The sequence below is a fragment of the Haloechinothrix aidingensis genome (genome assembly GCF_013450155.1).
In the GTDB taxonomy this organism is placed as follows: domain Bacteria; phylum Actinomycetota; class Actinomycetes; order Mycobacteriales; family Pseudonocardiaceae; genus Haloechinothrix; species Haloechinothrix aidingensis.
In genome coordinates this window covers 184,688-203,390 of the sequence record NZ_JACCKD010000008.1, presented here as the reverse complement: position 1 = coordinate 203,390, position 18,703 = coordinate 184,688, and the positions used below count along the sequence as shown (strand labels likewise).

Here is an 18,703-nt window from a genome sequence, read left to right as displayed (position 1 = left end):
CGGGAGAGGTCCGAGCGCGCGCGTGGCGGTGTGGCCGGCAGCCGCTGCTGCCTCGCTGGTCGGCCGGGCACGCCGGTCGCCGGAGAGTGGGTCAGCCCGGGGAGAACAGCAGCGCGGTGGCGATGGCGGCGAGACCCTCGCCCCGCCCGGTCAGGCCCAGCCCGTCGGAGGTCGTACCCGACACGCTCACCGGCCCGCCCAGTGACCGGGACAGCACCCCCTGCGCCTCGGCGCGGCGCGTGCCGATCTTGGGTGCGTTGCCGATGACCTGAACGGTGGCGTTCCCGACGGTCCACCCCGCGTCGGCGACCCGGTTGCTGACCTCGGCGAGCAGGTCCGTGCCGCGCACTCCTGCCCAGCGGTCCTCGCCGGTGCCGAAGACGGCCCCCAGGTCACCCAGGCATGCCGCGGACAGCACGGCGTCGCACAGCGCGTGCGCGGCCACGTCGCCGTCGGAGTGCCCGGAGCAGCCGTCGGCCTCCTGCCACAGCAACCCCGCGATCCAGCAGGGGCGGCCGGGTTCGACGGGATGCACGTCGACGCCCTGCCCTACGCGAGGAATCATGACGTGACCTCCTGGCCGGCCAGCACCGCCTCGGCGACGGCGAGATCGAACGGGGTGGTGATCTTCATGGCGCGCACGTCTCCCGGCACCGTCCGGACAGCGATCCCGAGGCGTTCGACGAGCCCGGCGTCGTCCGTGGCTTCGGGATCGGTGGACGCGGCCTGTTCGGCGTGAGCCCGCCGCAGCACGCCCTCCGCGAACCCCTGTGGGGTCTGTACCGCGCGCAGCGCGCTGCGATCAGGTGTGGCAGTAATCACATCGTGTGAGTCGACGACCTTCACGGTGTCCGTGACGGGCACGGCAGGCACGGCGGCCTCGGCCCCGTCCTCGAGCCCGGCGAGGACGTTGGCGACCACTGTGGTGGGAGTGAAGGCGCGAGCGGCGTCGTGCACGAGCACGCCGTCACAGGAGCCGGGCTCGATGCTGTCGAGCGCGAGCCGCACCGACGACGTACGGTCCGCCCCGCCTGCCACCACACGGCAGGACTCACCGAAGGCCCGCACCGCCGCGGTGAACGGCTCGACTTCCTGGGGCGGGGCCGCCACGACAACGGCCTGCACGCGACGTGAGTCGAGCAGGCCCCGGACGGCGCGCGTCAGCAGCGGCACGCCCTTGACCGGCACCAGCGCCTTCGACGTGGCCGCGCCGAGCCGAGCGCCCCGCCCCGCCGCGGGTACGATCGCGACGATCCTCATCGACGCCTGCGTACCACGCCGGGCCGCAGCTCGCTCGGGTGCACCGCGTGTTACGCCAGTGCGGTGTCGAGCACCTCGTCGAGCAGCTTCTCGGCCTTGCCCTCGTCGGTTCCCTCGGCGAGAGCCAGCTCGCTCACGAGGACTTGCCGTGCTTTGGCCAGCATCCGCTTCTCACCGGCGGAAAGGCCTCGATCCTTCTCACGCCGCCAGAGGTCACGCACCACTTCGGCCACCTTGTTCACATCGCCCGAGGCGAGCTTCTCCAGGTTGGCCTTGTACCGTCGGGACCAGTTCGTTGGTTCCTCGGTGTGCGGCGCGCGCAGAACATCGAAGACGTGGTTCAGATCATCATCATTGACCACGTCACGGACACCGACGATCTCGGCATTATCCGCGGGAACGCGCACGGTCAGGTCGCCTTGGGCGACCTTGAGGACGAGGTACTGCTTCTCCTCGCCCTTGATCACGCGAGTCTCGATGGCTTCGATTAGCGCGGCACCGTGGTGCGGGTAGACGACAGTCTCTCCGACTTTGAAAACCATGTGTCCTCTGCCCCTTTCGCTGTGCCTATCCTAGCACGGTGTGTGGTGGCCCCCATAGGCCCCTGGCCTTTGTCCTCGCAGGTCAGCGCCCTTGTGTGACCGTCGAAGGGGTTGACAACTCGGCTTTTGTTGTGCTCGCGCAGGTAGCGCGTCGTCGCGGGGATCGCCGGGCGTGCCGACCCGGGGCGGGAGTCGGTTGCCGCTTCGGTCAAGCTAGGCTTTCGGGTGAACGCGTCAGCTCGTTGACGTTCGCACCCGCCGTGGGAGCCCGCGACGCGCGGCAGGCGCGGTCGGTGACGACGGACAGCTTGATACGAGGAAGGACTCCGGAGCAGTGGGCCAGCACAACAATCGCTTGTTCGGTTCGCGTCTCGCCGTGCGTGCCGGGCTTGCCTGCGGTTCCGCGCTACTCCTCGCCGGTTGTGGTGCCGGGCAGATCACGCAGACCGACTCCCAGCTGCCCGCGGTCGACGGCGGTGGAGCACGCACGGACTCCATCGTGGTCAGCAACGCCACGTTGGCGTTCCCCGAGGGCGAAGACCAGCATCACTACGCTGGTGGGTCCGATGCTCCGGTGAACATGCACATCGCCAACCGCGGCGACGAGCCCGACGAGCTGGTCTCGGTCAGCACCGATGTGGCGAGCGACGTCACGATCGAGGGCGACGCCACGGTGCTGCGTAACGGGGCGCTGTTCGTCGTCGAGCCGGGCCGGCTCGACGAGTCCGGGGAGACCGTCCCGGCCGCGGACGACGACGGCCTGGTCCGTAACAAGGCCGCGGTCGTGTTGAACGACCTGGAGCACCCCGTGCGCCCCGCGCAGAGCGTGACCCTGACGTTGACGTTCCGTGAGGCAGGCACCATCGAGGTGCTCGCACCGATCGCGCCTTCCCCGCACGATCGGGTCGTGGAGGTCTCCGACGGCGAGGACGGTGGCGGAGGCCACTAGCAGGCTCGCCGACCTCCGGGACTGGCCCGGAAACAGTCGGTTCCATCGGATACGGTGGGCGGCTGTGGCGAGAAAGGGCGCGCAACACCGCTGTACGGAGTGCGGCTACGAGGTGGCCAAGTGGGTGGGACGCTGCCCGGAATGCCAGGCGTGGGGAACGATCACCGAGCAGGCCGCGCCTGCGGCAGCGACCGCCAAGGTCGCCGCGGGTGCGCCGTCCTCCCCGGCGAGGCCGATCGGCGAGGTCGATCTGGACGCGGCGCGGGCCCGGTCGACCGGAGTCGCGGAGCTGGATCGCGTGCTCGGCGGCGGGCTGGTTCCCGGTGCCGTGATGCTGCTCGCGGGCGAGCCAGGAGTCGGCAAGTCGACTCTGCTGCTCGAGGTCGCCTACCGGTGGGTGGCGGGCGCGGCAGGTTCGACCCGGCCGTCGCTGTACATCACCGGCGAGGAGTCGGCGGGGCAGGTCCGGTTGCGGGCGGAGCGGACCGGGAACCTGCACGAGTCGATGTACCTGGCCGCGGAGAGCGACTTCTCCGCCCTGCTCGGCCATGTGGATGCGATCGATCCCGGGCTGCTGATCGTCGACTCGGTACAGACCATGAGCTCGCCCAAAGTGGATGGCACACCCGGTGGGGTCGCCCAGGTGAAGGACGTCACGGCGGGCCTGGTCGCGCTGGCCAAGGAGCGTGGGCTGCCCGTCGTGCTCGTGGGGCACGTGACCAAGGAAGGCTCGGTGGCGGGGCCGCGCGTGCTGGAGCACGTCGTCGACGTGGTGCTGCACTTCGAGGGTGAGCGCCATTCCACCCTGCGGATGGTGCGCGGGGTGAAGAACCGCTTCGGTGCCGCTGACGAGGTCGGCTGCTTCGAGCTGCGCGACGAGGGCATCGTGGGTATCAGCGACCCGTCCGGGCTGTTCCTCAACCCGCGGGAGCAGTCGGTACCCGGCACGGCGATCACGGTGACGATCGAGGGCAAGCGCCCGCTGCTCGCCGAGGTGCAGTCGCTGATGACGCAGTCGGCGTTGACGCATCCGAGGCGGGCTGTCAGCGGCCTGGACTCGGCACGGGTGTCGATGGTGCTCGCGGTACTCGAAGGGCGTGCACGCAAGGCCGTCGGCAGCAAGGACGTATACGCGGCCACCGTCGGGGGCATGACGGTGGTCGAACCCGCTGCCGACCTGGCGATCGCGCTGGCGATGATGTCCGCCCACAGTGACCGGCCCGTGCCGCGTGGGCTCGTCGCGGTCGGCGAGGTAGGGCTCGCGGGCGAGGTGCGGCCCGTTCGTGGCGTCGGCAGGCGGCTGGTCGAGGCCGCGCGGATGGGCTACACCCGGGCGCTGGTTCCTGCCGGTAGTGAACCCGCCCCGGAGGGGATCCGGGCCGTCGAGGTCGCCGAGCTCGCCGACGCGCTGGAGTACGTGGGGCGCCCCGACCTGAGCGTCGTGTGACGGCGGCGACCGGGGCGGTACCTGCCCCGGTACCGGCACCGTGTGGCAGGCATCGCGACGTCCGAAAACCGCTTGCCCCGGGGTTCGCTGCCCGGCAATGATCGTTGACCGTGTCTACCAACTCCATGGACAAGCGGGCATTGCTGGCGGCAGGCGTGACGGTGACGCTGTGGGCGTCGGCGTTCGTCGCCATTCGCAGCGCGGGACACCACTACGATCCGGGGGCGCTCGCCCTCGGCAGGCTACTCGCGGGATCGGCAGTGCTCGGCCTGATCCTGCTCGTGCGCCGCGAGGACCTGCCGCCCCGCGCGGCGTGGCCGGGGATCGCCGCCGCGGGCGTGCTGTGGTTCGGCGTGTACATGGTCGCGCTGAACTGGGGTGAGCAGCACGTCGATGCGGGAACGGCCGCGATGGTCGTCAACATCGGCCCGATCGTGATCGCGGTGCTCGGTGGGTTGCTGCTCAACGAGGGGTTCCCGGTCCGGCTGCTCGCGGGGATGGTGGTGTCCTTCGCGGGCGCGATCGTGGTCGGGGTGTCCATGTCGGACGAGGGCCGCGCCTCGGTGCTCGGGGTGCTGCTGTGCCTGCTCGCGGCGCTGACCTACGGCGCGGGTGTCGTCTGCCAGAAACCGGCCCTGCGGCACGCGTCCGCGCTTCAGGTCACGGCCTTCGGCTGCATGTTCGGGGCCGTGGCCTGCCTGCCGTTCTCCGGCCAGTTGCTCGCGCGGGTCGCCGAGGCTCCGGCCTCGGCGACGCTGAACATGCTCTATCTCGGGGTGTTCCCGACGGCGCTGGCGTTCACCACCTGGGCGTACGCGCTGGCCCGCACGACGGCGGGCAGGATGGGCGCGACGACCTACGTGGTGCCCGCGCTGGTGGTGCTGATGTCGTGGGCCGTGCTCGGCGAGGTGCCCGGCTGGTTGACGCTGGCAGGCGGGGTGCTCTGCCTCGCCGGGGTCGGCGTGTCGCGGTCGCGTGGCAGGACCACGCCGCCTGCCCGACCGGAGGCGGCGGTGACTCCCGCGGCACCGGGCGGCCCGACCAGGTAGCGGATCGGGCCCGCGGGCAGTTCGACATACGACGACGGACGGCGGCGTGCGGACCGGCTGCGGTAGGAGGGCAGCGGGCGATCACCGCATCCCTGACCGGGACCGCACTGCGGCTCAGGGCGGGTCAGCGGTAGCCGGTCGTGTCTGCCGGTTTGCCCTTGCTCTGGACTTCGTCCATGTAGCGCCAGGCGTCGGGGCGGCTGCCGTCGGTGTCGGTGAGGCCGTAGACCTCGGCCAGCCTGCCGGATGACAGGGTCTGACCGGTCCAGCGCGACACGTCCGGGTCCGCCGCGAGGGCCGCCGCTGCGCGGCCGACGAGAACCGGGGATTCCGAGATCGCGAAGTGGGGTTCCTCGCCGGTCGCGTCGCGCCAGTTCTCCTCGGTCACACCGAAGTGTTCCAGCATGGCCTCGGAGCGCAGCCACCCCGGAGTCAGCGCGAGCGCGGTGCCGCCGTAGGGGCGCAGCTCTTCGGACTGCGCCAGCGCCATCCGCTGCACCGACACCTTCACCAGGTCGTAGAACAACCCCGCATCGGCCCGGTAGCTGGCGTTGAACTCCGCGGTTCCGTCGGTCATCTCGATCACCAGCCCGCCCGCGCGGCCGATCAGCAGCGGCAACGCGAAGTGGCTGGTGATGGCGTGGGTGTCGATCCCGAGCCGCAGCATCCGCAACCCGCCCTCGAGCGAGTGCTCCCACAGGTTCTGCCCGAACTCCAGGTAGAGGTCCCCACCCCAGATGTCGTTCACCAGCACATCCAGCCGGCCCTGCTCGCGATCGACCCGCGCCACCAGCGCTGCCACCTCATCCGGCACCAGGTGATCCACCCGCACCGCGACACCCGTACCGCCCGCGGCGGTGACCAGCTCCGCGGTCTCCTCGATCGTCTCCGGCCGGTTCATCTCGGAGCGCCGTTGCAGGGTCGTGCGGCCCGTGGCGTAGACCGTCGCTCCCAGCCGGCCCAGCTCCACCGCGATCGCCCGGCCTGCCGCCCGCGACGCTCCCGCGACCAGCGCCACCTTGCCCCTCAGTTCGTCCATGCCGGCAACCCTGCCGCACAGCACCGACAACAACGACCGGTGCCGCCCGTGCTTTCGAGACCCCGGGAATCCGCGCGCGGGCCTGAACTCTGTCGGCTCCCCGGCGTAGGCTCCGGTTACCGCTGCTCGGGAAGGTACGAGCAGGGCGTCAGGACACTGCGGGAGGTAGGCGATGGATGTTCTGCTGGCGATAGGAACGCGCAAGGGACTCTGGCTGGCGCGCAGCCGCGATCGCAGGGAATGGGACGTGACCGGCCCACTGCTGCCGCTCGCCGACGTCAAGGCGGTGGCCATCGATACGCGGCGAGCTACTCCGCGGCTGCTGGCGGGGGCACTCACCAGTCATTTCGGTCCATCCATGGTCATCAGCGACGACCTGGGGAGGACGTGGAGCGAGCCGGACGACGCTCCTGTGGCGTTCCCCGCCGACACCGGCGAGGCGCTGGAAGGCGTCTGGCAGCTGGCCCCTGGGCCGGACGACGAGCCGGAGGTCGTCTACGCGGGAGTCGAGCCGAGCGCGCTGTTCCGTTCCACCGACGGCGGTCGCAGTTTCTCGCTGGTGCGCGGGCTGTGGGAGCACCCGCACCGCACGGAGTGGTTCCCGGGTGGTGGCGGCAAGACGCTGCACACCGTCATCCCGCACCCGCAGGACGCGAACCGGGTGCTGGTGGGGATGTCGACGGGCGGGGTGTATCAGACGACCGACGGCGGCGGCTCCTGGACACCGACCAACTCCGGGATCCGTGCCGACTTCCAGCCGGACGAGTACCCGGAGTTCGGCCAGTGCGTGCACAAAGTAGCGATGGATCCTGGTGAGCCGGACCGGTTGTTCCTGCAGAACCACGGCGACCTGTATCGCAGCGTGAACGGCGGTGCGAGCTGGGAGCCGATCAGTGACAGCTTGCCGGGCGACTTCGGGTTCCCCGTCGCCACGCACCCGCACAGGCCGGGCGTGGTCTACAGCTTCCCCATATCCGCGCGGACGAGGTCCCCGGAAGGTGGGCGGTGCGGCGTGTACCGGTCCGAGGACTCCGGTGACACGTGGACCGGGCCGGGTGACGGGCTTCCGGGACAGGGCTACTACTCCGCGGTGTTGCGTGACGCGCTGTGTACCGATGACGCCGACCCGGCGGGTGTCTACTTCGGATCTCGTCATGGTGAGGTGTACGCCAGTGCGGATGAGGGCGACAGCTGGCGGTTGCTCGCCCACCACCTGCCGGACGTGCTGTGTGTCCGCGCCGCCGTCATAGGGTGATGGGAATGGCGGTTACCGTGCATCTGCCGTCGATGCTGCGCGAGCTCGCCGGAGGCGCGGCGGAGGTCACGGCCTCCGGCGATACCCTCGGCGAGCTGCTCGACGATATCGCTACACGCCACCCCACGCTGGAGCGCAGGCTGCGCGACGAGAGCGGCGTGCTTCGCCGGTACGTGAACTTCTATGTGGACGGAGAGGAGTGCCGGAGGATCGGCGGTGTGCGGGCACCGGTCGGCCGTTCCACGGAGGTCATGGTCATTCCCTCGGTCGCAGGGGGCTGATCCCGGCCGGCGATCAGGGACCTGGTCAGGACGCGCGGAGTATGACACCGTTCAGTGCGAGACCCGCGTCGTCGCGCTGGGATCGCCTCGGCGAAGCGTGCCGGAGCGGGTCGAGCCTGCCGCGTGCACACCAGCAGCGAGATGAGTGTGAGCCGATGGGACGAACCCTTGTCTCGGTCGACCGCGACGGATCCGAGCCGGTCTACCAGCAGCTGCGCAAGGCGCTCGAGCATGCGCTCGCCACCGGGGCACTGGACCCGACGCGAGCCCTGCCCTCCTCCAGGGAACTGGCGCGGGAACTGGGCATCTCCCGCAACACGGCCAACGCCGCGTACCAGGAGCTGCTCGCCGAAGGGTTCATCGAGTCACGTCCGAGGCGCGGGTTGTTCGTCAACCCCGAGATGCTGCCGCACCTGCACCGGGAAGGGGCCGCACCCGAGGAAGGGGCGACCCGCGGCTCCATCGGCGAGTGGTCACGGAGGCTGCGGGACCGTCCGGACACCGACATGCCCGAGATCGCCAAGATCGGGGACTGGCACACCTACCCCTACCCGTTCGTCGCCGGGCAGGTCGATGCCGGGTCCTTCCCCCGCCTGGCATGGTCCCGCGCCTTGCGGGAGGCCCTCGAACAGCCACATCTGCATTACAGCCTGCGCGACGGTATCGACGAGGACGACCCGCTCCTGGTCGAGGCACTGTGCAGGCAGGTACTGCCGACCCGCGGTATCGAGGTCGACCCCGACAACGTGCTGATCACGCTGGGTTCGCAGCAAGGTCTGGATCTGCTGGCGTACACGCTGCTACGCCCCGGGGACGCTGTCGGTGTCGAGGACCCCGGATACCTCGACGCGAGACATATCTTCGCCCGTGCCGGGGCCGAGATCGTTCCGCTCGGCGTGGACGGATCAGGGCTGGTGCCACCATCCAGTCTGGACGGTATCGACCTGTTGCACCTCACGCCGAGCCATCAGAGCCCGACGAACGTCACGCTGTCGATCGGGCGGCGCAAGGAGCTGCTCGCGCAGGCAGACCGTGCGGACACGTTGTTCATCGAGGACGACTTCGACAGCGAATTCCGGTATCAGGGCAGTCCCACCCCGGCGCTGAAGGCTCTGCCGGGCAGCGATCGTGTCGTCTACCTCGGCACGTTCTCCAAGTTCCTCGCTCCCGGACTGCGACTCGGATACCTGGTGGCGGATCCGGAGCTGATCAGGGAACTGCGCGGGCAGCGCCGGTACCGCGTCCGGCACGCCTCTGGGCACATCCAGCGGGCGATGGCGCTGTTCATCGGGGCAGGCGAGTACCAGAAGACGATCCGCAGGCGTCGCACGCAGCTCCAGCGCAAGTGGCGCACGCTGCGGGACGCGCTGAACGAGACGCTGCCGTGGCAGGTGAGCCCACCACCGGGCGGCGTGAGCATCTGGGTGGCCGGGCCGGAGCGGCTGGACGGCGCCCTGCTCGCCGAGCGGGCGCTGGACCTGGGTGTGGTGATCGAGCGTGGCGACATCTTCTTCTCGGCGCCCGATGCCCACCGCAACCACTTCCGGCTCGGCTTCGCCGCCATCCCGCACGACGCCGTCCGCCCGGGCGTGGCCAGACTGGCCGAGGCGGTGGCGGAGCAGCTGGGTTGACGGACACGCCCTACGCGAGCAGGCGCAGCAGGGCACCGCCGGTACCGGCGATCAGCAGGGTGGACAGCAGCCCGAGCAGGAGGGCGCGCGGTCCGGTACGGACGAGAGCGCGCAGCTCGACCGAGGTCCCGAGCCCGAACAGGGCTCCCGCGAGCGCGATCTCGGTGAGCACCTCGGCTGCGGCGAGCGCGGGACCGGGGACCATACCGGTGGAGCGGACGGCCACCATGACGAGGAAGCCGATCACGAACAGCGGGAGCACGGGCGGGCGAGTGCCACCCGTGCCTGCGAGCGCACGCCGTTCGGTGAGGCTCACCCCCGCGACGAGGGGCGCGAGCAGCACGACCCTGCTGAGCTTGACGACGATGGCCGCGGCGACGGCACCAGCCCCTGCTGGCGCGGCCGCGGCGACGACCTGACCGACCTCGTGCACGCTCACCCCGGCCCACTCGCCCAGCCGGTCACCGGTCAGACCGACGGCGGGGCCCGCGAGAGGTATCGCGGCGATCGCGAGGGTGCCGTACAGCGTGACCAGGGCGATCGCGGTCGCCACGTCCTCGTCCCTGCGCCGGACCACGCCCTCCATGGCGGCGATCGCCGAGGCCCCGCAGATGGAGAACCCGGTGGCGACGAGGACCGACAGGCCACGGCCGACGCCGAGTGCCCTGCCGAGCGCGACCGTGCCGAGGAAGCCGACTGCCACGGTCAGCAGTACCGCGAGTACGGTTCCGGGTCCCAGCTCCAGCAGTTGGGACACGGCGAGTTGCAGGCCGAGCAGGACGATGCCGGAGCGCAGGAGCCACCGGGTGGTGTGCTGCAGTGCGGGCCTGGTCGAGGGCGGCAGGACCGGCACGTTGCCTGCGAGCACGCCGAGCAGTACGGCGGCGGTGAGGGTTCCGACCGCGGGCACCGCGAGGTTGACCAGGTATGCCAGACCGGCACCGCAGGCGGTGATCAGGCCGGCGAGCAGTACCCGGCTCGATCCCGTCGTGGCTCGCTGTACGTTGCGCTGGGTGACGCTCATACCGGCAACGGTGGCCGGGATCCGCACGCTCGGGTAGCCGTGAAGTCGGCATGATGTCATAGTCTGCGGTTATGGCCGAACCGCCGGATCTGGAGTCGTTGCGGCTGCTCGTGCTGATCGGTGAGCGGGGCAGCATCGGCAAGGCAGCCGCCGAGTTGGGCTCGTCCCAACCCGCGGCGAGCAAGCGGATGTCCACCCTGGAGCGGCGGCTCGGCCTGGTGCTCGTCGACCGGACACGGCGCGGCGCGACGCTGACTCCGGCAGGTCGGGTGGTCTGTGGCTGGGCGCAACGGGTCCTGCAGGAGCTGGACGGGTTGATCACCGGTGCCGACGCGTTGCGCTCCCGGCGCGACGCCGAGCTACGCGTGGCGGCGAGCATGACGGTCGCCGAGCACCTCGTCCCGGTGTGGATCGGCGAGCTTCGCCGGGAGCACCCCGAGCTGTATGTGGGCCTGCAGGTGACGAACTCGGACACGGTCGCCGAGCTCGTGCGTGCCGGCGAGGTCGACGTGGGGTTCGTGGAGACTCCCGGCGCACCCGCCGAGCTGTCCACCCGGCGGGTCGCCGGTGACCGGCTCGTTGTCGTCGTGGCGCCGACGCACCCCTGGGCGCGCAAGCGCAAGCCGCTGGCCACACGGGACCTGAGCACCGTCCCGCTCGTGGTCCGTGAGCGCGGCTCGGGAACAAGGGAGACGCTGGAACGCGCCATGCACCGGGCGGGTGCCGCTCAGCTCACGCCGCTGGTCGAGCTCGGTTCGACGACGGCGGTGCGCAGTGCGGTGATCGCGGGTACGGGCCCTGCCGTGCTGAGCGAGCTGGCCGTTGCCTCCGATCTCGCGGAGGGGCGGCTGGTCGAGGTCACCGTCGAGGGTCTGGATCTGCGCCGCGCCCTGCGCGTCGTGTGGCCGTCCGGTCGCAAGCTCGTGGGACCGGCCGCGCAGCTGCTCACAGTGGCCACCCGCAAGCGGTGACCGGTACCGGGTGAGCACGGCGACGGTTCGTCGCCGCCGGTGCTGGTACCAAAAAAATCGCAACATTCTGGATCTGGTTCGGGTCCTGTCCCTGGCGCACAGTGGTTGCCATCACAGCAGCCAGGGAGTGCTGGAGGGATACCCGTGAACCAGACAGACACCAGGGCGAAGGCCCAGCGACACCTGTTCCCGCATTTCACGAGGGGCCAGGTGTGGCAGGCCCCCGAGCTCTCCGTGATCACGCGGGGCGAGGGGTGCTACCTCTACGACGATCGCGGTCGCCGTTTCCTGGACGGCCTGTCCGGGTTGTTCTGCGTGAACATCGGGCACGGCCGTACCGACATCCCCGCTGCCGCGGCCAAGCAGATGGAGTCGCTCGCCTACTGGACGAACTGGTCGGCCGCCCATCCGGCCGCGGCCGAGGCGGCGGCGATGATCGCCGACCTCGCTCCGGGCGACCTGGAGACGGTCTTTTTCGTCAACTCCGGTTCGGAGGCTGTGGAGTCGGCGGTGAAGTTCGTGCGGCAGTACCACCGCAGCCAGGGTGAGCCGCGACGCACGAAGATCATCGCCAGGGACATGGCCTACCACGGCACCACCCTCGGTGCCCTCGCGGTGACGGGGATCCCCAAGTACAAGGAGCCGTTCGGCCCGCTGATGCCCGGCGTGCGGCACGTCGCCAACACCCTCGGCGCCACCGTTGGGGAGGGCGGTAGTGCCGCGCAGCTGCCGTGCGTCGAGGAGATCGTCGCAGCCATCGAGGAGGAAGGCCCCGAGACCGTCGGCGCGGTCATCGCCGAGCCGGTGCAGAACGCGCGCGGTGCGCTCGTCCCGCCGCCGGGTTACTGGCAGCAGCTGCGCGAGATCTGCGACCGCTACGGCATCCTGCTCGTCGCCGACGAGGTGATCTGCGCGTACGGCAGGCTCGGTGACTGGTTCGGTAGTGCCAAGTACGGCGTCACCCCCGACCTGATCACCTTCGCCAAGGGAGCGACATCGGGGTACGCGCCGCTCGGTGGCGTGCTGCTGCGCGGCCCGCTCGCATCGCGGCTGATGGACTCCCCGCTGGGCGGAGCGTTCACGCACGGAGCCACCTGGGGAGGCCACCCGGTCTCCACCGCGGTCGCCGTGGCGAACCTGAGCGCGGTGCACGAGGAGGACGTACTCGGCAACGTGCGGCGGTTGGAACCGGTGTTCCAGGCCGGGCTCGACCGGATCGCCGAGGCACACGATTGCGTGGCCGAATGGCGCGGCACCGGCTTCTTCTACGCCATCGAGTTCACCGGCAGCAGGGCATCCGGCCGGGAGCTGACGGAGCGGGAGTCCGCGGAGATCCTCCGCGATGTCATTCCGCCGGCCATGACCGACGCCGGTCTGATCACCAGGCCGGACGACCGTGGCGCCACGATGCTGATGCTCTCGCCACCGCTCGTGGCCGACGAGCAGGTGCTCGACGAATTGCTGCACCAGGTCGACGCGGTCGCCGGAGCCGTCGACCGGTACCTGCGCGGCTGAGCCCGCCGCGCGGCTGCCCCGACAGACCACCAGTCACGAAAGGGAGAGGTTCCGCCATGCGCGTTGGGATACCTCGGGAAGTCAAGAATCACGAGTACCGGGTGGCGCTCACACCGCCGGGCGTGCACGAGCTCGTCGAGCGCGGGCACGACGTGGTCATCGAACGCGGAGCGGGTGCCGGGTCGGCGATCGCCGACGAGGACTTCGCCGCCGCCGGAGCGAAGATCGAGGATTCGGCCGATGCCGTGTGGGAGCAGGCCGAGCTGGTGCTCAAGGTCAAGGAGCCGGTCGAGGAGGAGTACCACCGGCTCCGCGCGGACCTGACCCTGTTCACCTTCCTGCACCTCGCGGCGTCGGCCGACTGCACGGAGGCGTTGCTGCGGGCCGGTACGACGGCGATCGCGTACGAGACCGTGCGCAAGGACGGGGTCTTGCCGCTGCTGTACCCGATGAGTGAGGTAGCGGGCTGCCTCGCCCCGCAGGCGGGCGCGCAGGCCTTGCGGCGTGCCGAAGGCGGGCGTGGCTTGCTGCTCGGCGGCGTCACGGGGGTGAAGCCCGCGAACGTCGTCGTCATCGGGGCCGGTGTCGCCGGGACCAACGCGATCGCCATGGCCGCGGGCATGTGGGCCGACGTGACGGTTCTGGACACCGATGTGGACAAACTGAGGGCACTGGACCGCCGGTACAGCGGGAGGGTCAAGACCGTAACCGCGAACAAGCTCGAGATCGAGAACGCGGTGCGCGACGCCGACCTCGTGATCGGGGCGGTCCTGCTCCCGGGAGCCCGGGCACCCCGGCTGGTCAGCAACCAGCTCGTCAGCGGGATGAAGCCGGGGAGCGTGCTCGTGGACATCTCGATCGACCAGGGTGGCTGCTTCGAGGACTCCCGGCCGACGACGCACGCAGAGCCGACCTTCCGCGTGCACGACAGCCTCTTCTACTGCGTAACCAACATGCCGGGGGCCGTGCCCAACACGTCCACCTACGCCCTGACCAACGTCACGTTGCCGTACGTGACCGCCATCGCGGACAGGGGATGGCGCGCCGCGCTCGCCGAGGACGTCGCGCTGGCCGAGGGCCTCAACACGCATGCCGGAACGCTCACGAACCGGGCCGTCGCCGACACCCACGCGCTTCCCTACCAGCCCACCAGCGACGTCATCGGCTGACAGCCGGAAGAACACCAGCAACAGGAGCGACACAATGCCGCAGAACCACGAACCGGACGCACGGGCCGGGTACGGACCGACGAAGATGACCTCCAGCGAGGCCTTTGTGGAGAGTCTCGCCGCTGAGGGCGTGACCAAGGTACCCGGGATCGTCGGGTCCGCCTTCATGGACGCCCTCGACATGTTCCCCGCCGCGGGGATCGACTTCGTCTCGGTCGCCCACGAGCAGAACGCGGTGCACATGGCCGACGGCTACGCACGGGTCAGCAACGAGCCCTCGCTCGTCGTCTCGCAGAACGGCCCCGGTATCACGAACTTCGTCACCGGTGTGGCCGCTGCCTACTGGGCGCACACGCCGATGGTTGTGGTCACACCGTCCGCGGGCAGCATGGGAACCGGTCTCGGCGGTTTCCAGGAAACCGAGCAGCTTCCGATCTTCTCCAAGATCACCAAATGGCAGGTGCAGGTCAACCGGCCCGAGCGGATGGCAGAGCTGATGCGGCGGGCGTTCTACGTCGCCAAGGCCGAGTCCGGCCCGGTGCAGGTCGACATCCCGCGCGACTACTTCTACGGAGAGAGCGAGTACGAGATCTACCCCTCGGCGACGGTGCGCCGGGGCTCGGGCACGCCCGAGCAGGTCCGCCACGCGGCCACCCTCCTCGCGGAGGCGCGCAACCCCGTCATCGTCTCCGGGGGCGGGGTCGTGCAGGCCGACGGCGTGGCCGAGGTGGCCGCGCTGGCCGAGTACCTATCCGCGCCGGTGACGAACTCCTACCTGCACAACGACTCGTTCCCGCACAGTCACGAGCTGTCCGTGGGGCCGCTCGGCTACCAGGGCTCGAAGGCAGCGATGCGGCTGATCAGCGAGGCCGACGTGGTGTTCGCGGTCGGTTGCAGGCTGGGCCCGTTCGGTACGTTGCCGCAGCACGGCATCGACTACTGGCCGTCGGGAGCCAGGATCATCCAGGTCGATACCGACCACCGCGTGCTGGGGCTCAGCAAGAAGATCCATATGGGAATCGCGGGTGATGCCAAGGAGACGGCGGCCGCGGTGCTGGACGCGCTGCGGGAGAGGCACGGCGAGCGCCCGCGGAACACCGAGCGGATCGCGCGCATCGCCGAGGAGAAGGCGAGCTGGGCCGAGGAGCTCGCGAGCTGGTCGGCCAGGCACGGCGAGCCACTCAGCCCGCGCCGCTCGCTGGCGCTGATCCGGGACGCGCTGCCGGATGACACGATCGTCTCCACTGACATCGGCAATATCTGCTCGGTGTCGAACTCGTACCTGCACTTCGACAATCCCCGCCGGTTCCTGGCGGCGATGAGCTTCGGCAACTGCGGCTACGCCTACCCCACAGCGCTCGGGGCGAAGCTGGCCGCGCCGGACAACCCCGTCATGGCCTACGTCGGCGACGGCGCGTGGGGCATGAGCATGGCCGAGGTGCTCACCGCCGCGCGGCACGACATCCCGGTGGTCGCCGTGGTCTGGAACAACAGCCAGTGGGGCGCCGAGAAGAAGAACCAGATCGACTTCTACGATGACCGCTTCGTCGGAACGAACCTGACCAACCCGGACTTCGCCGAGGTCGCCAAGACCATGGGTGCCGACGGCATCACGGTGGACCGCGAGTCCGACCTGCAAGGTGCGGTGCGCGACGCGTTCGCGCTACGCAAGCCGGTCGTGTTGAACGTCAATGTGGACTCCAGCGAGCTCGGCGAGCCGTTCCGCAGGGACGCGCTGCGGAACCCGATTCGCCATCTCGGCAAGTACGAGCACCTCAACGGGTGAGGTGTCCGTTCCGTGCGATGTCCCGGTGGCGGGGCCGCGACCGGTAACGGGATCGCGATCCCCGCCCCGGAAGCACCGGATGAAGGTCCGAAGTGACCAGTCAGGAACAGCTGGTGGAGGTGTGCCGTGGTAGCCGATGCCGTAGCGGGCCGTTCCGGTGGCGATGAGCTGCTGGCAGGGTGGTGTGCCCGGCTGGCCGCGCACCGCCCGCGGGTCGCGCTCGCCGATGGCCACGACGCGCGGGTGGTCACCGCGGCCGCCGAGCTGGCCGCACACGGGATCACGCCCGTGGTGATCGGTACCCGGCAAGAGGTGACGTCGGCGGCCTCCGCAGCAGGGGTGCGGCTGGGGCCGGACATCGTCACGATGTCCCCGTGCGAGCTCGCCGCCTGCGCGGCGGGCGAGGTGCTAGACGAGCGGCTGTCCACCGCCCCGGCGGAGCGCGCCGCGGAGTGGCGTGCGGACCCGCTGTTCCTGACCGTGGCCACGGTGCCCGCCGGGCTGGCGGACGCCTGTGTGGCGGGTAGTGCGCGACCCACGGCCGACGTGCTGCGCGCGGCCCTGCGGGTGGTCGGTACCGCGCCCGCGGCGAGCTGCGTGACCAGCAGCTTCCTGATGGTGCTTCCCGGCGGGCGGCGCCTGGCCTACGCCGACTGCGCCGTGCTGCCCGAACCCGACCGCGAGCAGCTGGCCGAGGTGGCCGTGGCCACCGGAACGACTTTCCGGTCGCTGACCGGGGAGGAGCCCGCTGTGGCGATGCTGTCGTTCAGCACGAAGGGCAGTGCCTCCCACGCGGGCGCCGACCTGGTGCGGGCGGCGACCGAGCGGGTACGCGAGCGCGAGCCGGGCCTGGACGTGGACGGCGAGCTCCAGTTCGACGCGGCCTTCATCGAGTCGGTCGGGCGTAGTAAGGCGGGGGCGTCCACGGTCGCGGGCCGCGCCAACGTGTTCGTATTCCCGAACCTCGCAGCCGGAAACATCGGCTACAAGATCACCCAACGACTCGCCGGTGCGCAGGCCTACGGACCGATCCTGCAGGGTCTGGCGATGCCGGTCAACGATCTCTCTCGCGGCTGCAGCAGCGCCGACATCGTCACTGTCGCCGCGATCAGCGCACTGCAATCCAGCGCGCCCGCGATGAGGAGCGCGGAGCCGCCTCTATCCGTAACGGCGAGAACGGGACGACAATAGTCCGTGAACTGCGGGGGATCGGCACGGTCCCCGGAGGCGAGGCACACAATGGAACCACGTACGTCATCCAGCGCTGACGCTGGTGCAGGTAAGGCTGGGGGAGACAGAGCGCAACTGTCGAGGACACTCAAACCCGGGTGGGTCTGGGCCATCGCCCTCGGCTCGGCCGTAGGGTGGGGCGCCTTCGTATTGCCGACCGACTGGCTGGCGACCGCCGGCCCGTTGGGTGCCATCCTCGGGTTCCTGATCGGTGGCGCGTTGATGCTGGTCATCGCCGTCAGCTACGGGTTCTTGATCAAGAGCTTCCCGGTGTGCGGCGGGGAGTTCGCCTACGCGCTCAACGGGTTCGGCAGGAAGCACGCGTTCCTGTGCGCGTGGTTTTTGACCCTGGGATACATGTGCATCGTCGCGCTGAACGCCTCGGCGCTGGCGCTGCTGAGCAGGTTCGTGCTGCCGCAGGTCGCCGAACAGGGACGCCTGTTCGAGGTCGCGGGATGGGACGTCTACCTCGGCGAGGTCCTCATCGCCAGCGCGGCGATCGTGATCTTCGCACTGCTCAACATCCGCGGAGCCTCGCTGTCCGGGCGGCTGCAGTTCGTCTTCGTGATGATCATGATCGCGGGCGTGGCGCTGCTCGGGCTCGGGGTGCTGCTGCACTCCGAGTCGCAGTGGTCGAACGTGAGCCCCGCCTTCGCGCTGGATGTGCCGCCGTGGACGGCGGTGCTGGCTATCGTCGCGATCGCCCCCTGGGCCTACGTCGGGTTCGACAACGTTCCACAGGCCGCTGAGGAGTACGACTTCTCCCCGGCGAAGGCGTTCCGGCTGATCGTCTTCGCGATCGTGGTGGCCGCGCTGATCTACTCGGTGATGATCCTGGCGACCGCGAGCGCGATGCCGTGGACCGAGCTCACCGCGGGAGACCCGCGGTGGGGTACGGGCGATGCGATCGCGGGCCTGTTCGGCGGTGCGGGAGTCATGCTGCTCGCACTGTCGCTGTCCATGGGAATCTGCACCGGGCTGAACGGTTTCACCGTCGCCGCGAGCAGGCTGCTGTTCGCGATGGGCCGGGCACGGATGATCCCGCAGGGTTTCGCCCAGCTGCACCCGCGCTACCGGACCCCCTACGTCGGGCTCGCCTTCACCGCGGCGCTGTGCCTGGTGGCGCCGTGGTTCGGGCGGGAAGCGCTGCTGTGGGTCGTCGACATGTCGGCGGTCGGCGTGACCATCGCCTACACCTACACCTGCCTCGCCGCCTTCAAGCGGTTCCGCGGCGTCGACGAGTCCGGGGAGCCTGCCGGGTCCGTGGCCAAGCAGGGACTCAGCCTTGCCGGTGCCGTGATCGGGCTGACGTTCCTCGCGCTTCTGGTCATCCCGGGATCGCCTGCGGCGTTCGGGCCGGAGTCCGCTGTCTCGCTGCTGATCTGGATCGTACTCGGCCTGCTGTTCTACATCGCCAGGATAAGGGAGAACTCCGCACTGTCCGATCAGGAGCTGGACTACCTCGTGTTCGGAGACGGAGGTTCCGGGCAGGCGGCGCAACGCTGCTCGGAGGAGCTGGAACACTCCCGCGCCTGAGGGGTGGCCGGCGGTGAGC

Annotated in this window: 17 protein-coding genes; 12 read left to right on the top strand and 5 right to left on the bottom strand. The window is 70.1% G+C overall.

The window, feature by feature from the left end; genetic code table 11:
* Positions 1-91 precede the first annotated feature (91 nt).
* The 3 genes from ispF to H0B56_RS20000 are packed head-to-tail and all read right to left on the bottom strand — an operon-like array spanning position 92 to position 1,802.
* On the bottom strand, positions 92-565 hold the full coding sequence (gene ispF / locus H0B56_RS20010; protein ID WP_180894635.1) for a 2-C-methyl-D-erythritol 2,4-cyclodiphosphate synthase: 474 nt from the start codon (positions 563-565) through the stop codon (positions 92-94).
* Positions 562-1,260 (bottom strand): 2-C-methyl-D-erythritol 4-phosphate cytidylyltransferase, encoded by a 699-nt coding sequence (ispD, locus tag H0B56_RS20005; protein WP_180894634.1) that lies wholly within the window; start codon positions 1,258-1,260, stop codon positions 562-564. Before ispD ends, ispF begins: the two co-directional genes overlap by 4 nt.
* Positions 1,261-1,310: 50 nt before the next feature.
* Positions 1,311-1,802, bottom strand: coding sequence for a CarD family transcriptional regulator (locus H0B56_RS20000; RefSeq protein WP_089301821.1), 492 nt, complete (start codon positions 1,800-1,802; stop codon positions 1,311-1,313).
* 334 nt (positions 1,803-2,136) lie between these two features.
* Between H0B56_RS20000 and H0B56_RS23075 the strand changes: the two genes are divergently transcribed.
* The 3 genes from H0B56_RS23075 to H0B56_RS19985 all read left to right on the top strand — a co-directional run bounded on the left by H0B56_RS23075 (position 2,137) and on the right by H0B56_RS19985 (position 5,247).
* Positions 2,137-2,751: a copper chaperone PCu(A)C domain-containing protein gene (locus tag H0B56_RS23075; protein WP_180894633.1), complete on the top strand. Its 615-nt coding sequence runs from the start codon at positions 2,137-2,139 to the stop codon at positions 2,749-2,751.
* A 64-nt stretch (positions 2,752-2,815) separates the two neighbouring features.
* Complete coding sequence (gene radA / locus H0B56_RS19990) at positions 2,816-4,198, top strand: DNA repair protein RadA (protein ID WP_180894632.1); 1,383 nt, start codon at positions 2,816-2,818, stop codon at positions 4,196-4,198.
* Positions 4,199-4,323: 125 nt separating this feature from the next.
* Positions 4,324-5,247 (top strand): DMT family transporter, encoded by a 924-nt coding sequence (locus H0B56_RS19985; protein WP_180894726.1) that lies wholly within the window; start codon positions 4,324-4,326, stop codon positions 5,245-5,247.
* 124 nt (positions 5,248-5,371) lie between these two features.
* Here H0B56_RS19985 and H0B56_RS19980 read toward each other — a convergent pair whose 3' ends face one another.
* Positions 5,372-6,286 (bottom strand): SDR family oxidoreductase, encoded by a 915-nt coding sequence (locus tag H0B56_RS19980; RefSeq protein WP_180894631.1) that lies wholly within the window; start codon positions 6,284-6,286, stop codon positions 5,372-5,374.
* Between the two features lie 172 nt (positions 6,287-6,458).
* Between H0B56_RS19980 and H0B56_RS19975 the strand changes: the two genes are divergently transcribed.
* From H0B56_RS19975 to pdxR, 3 genes are all read left to right on the top strand, one after another.
* Positions 6,459-7,541, top strand: a complete 1,083-nt coding sequence (locus H0B56_RS19975) for a WD40/YVTN/BNR-like repeat-containing protein (RefSeq protein ID WP_180894630.1) — start codon at positions 6,459-6,461, stop codon at positions 7,539-7,541.
* A gap of 5 nt (positions 7,542-7,546) precedes the next feature.
* Complete coding sequence (locus H0B56_RS19970; RefSeq protein ID WP_180894629.1) at positions 7,547-7,822, top strand: MoaD/ThiS family protein; 276 nt, start codon at positions 7,547-7,549, stop codon at positions 7,820-7,822.
* A gap of 155 nt (positions 7,823-7,977) precedes the next feature.
* Positions 7,978-9,453 (top strand): MocR-like pyridoxine biosynthesis transcription factor PdxR, encoded by a 1,476-nt coding sequence (pdxR, locus tag H0B56_RS19965; RefSeq protein WP_180894628.1) that lies wholly within the window; start codon positions 7,978-7,980, stop codon positions 9,451-9,453.
* 10 nt (positions 9,454-9,463) lie between these two features.
* Here the strand turns inward: pdxR and H0B56_RS19960 are convergent, their stop codons facing one another.
* Complete coding sequence (locus tag H0B56_RS19960) at positions 9,464-10,477, bottom strand: YeiH family protein (protein ID WP_180894627.1); 1,014 nt, start codon at positions 10,475-10,477, stop codon at positions 9,464-9,466.
* A gap of 71 nt (positions 10,478-10,548) precedes the next feature.
* Here H0B56_RS19960 and H0B56_RS19955 point away from each other — a divergent pair, with 71 nt between their 5' ends.
* The 6 genes from H0B56_RS19955 to H0B56_RS19930 all read left to right on the top strand — a co-directional run bounded on the left by H0B56_RS19955 (position 10,549) and on the right by H0B56_RS19930 (position 18,684).
* On the top strand, positions 10,549-11,448 hold the full coding sequence (locus H0B56_RS19955) for a LysR family transcriptional regulator (RefSeq protein WP_180894626.1): 900 nt from the start codon (positions 10,549-10,551) through the stop codon (positions 11,446-11,448).
* Positions 11,449-11,592: 144 nt separating this feature from the next.
* The gene (locus tag H0B56_RS19950; protein WP_180894625.1) at positions 11,593-12,963 is read left to right on the top strand and encodes an aspartate aminotransferase family protein; all 1,371 of its coding nucleotides are present in this window, start codon (positions 11,593-11,595) and stop codon (positions 12,961-12,963) included.
* 56 nt (positions 12,964-13,019) lie between these two features.
* Positions 13,020-14,132, top strand: a complete 1,113-nt coding sequence (gene ald, locus H0B56_RS19945) for an alanine dehydrogenase (protein WP_180894624.1) — start codon at positions 13,020-13,022, stop codon at positions 14,130-14,132.
* A 34-nt stretch (positions 14,133-14,166) separates the two neighbouring features.
* Positions 14,167-15,918: a sulfoacetaldehyde acetyltransferase gene (gene xsc / locus H0B56_RS19940; protein WP_219632947.1), complete on the top strand. Its 1,752-nt coding sequence runs from the start codon at positions 14,167-14,169 to the stop codon at positions 15,916-15,918.
* 126 nt (positions 15,919-16,044) lie between these two features.
* On the top strand, positions 16,045-17,109 hold the full coding sequence (locus H0B56_RS19935; protein ID WP_343063972.1) for a phosphotransacetylase: 1,065 nt from the start codon (positions 16,045-16,047) through the stop codon (positions 17,107-17,109).
* Between the two features lie 48 nt (positions 17,110-17,157).
* A complete protein-coding gene (locus H0B56_RS19930; protein ID WP_180894623.1) occupies positions 17,158-18,684 on the top strand; it encodes an APC family permease in 1,527 nt (508 codons plus the stop codon).
* The last annotated feature ends 19 nt before the right edge of the window (positions 18,685-18,703 follow it).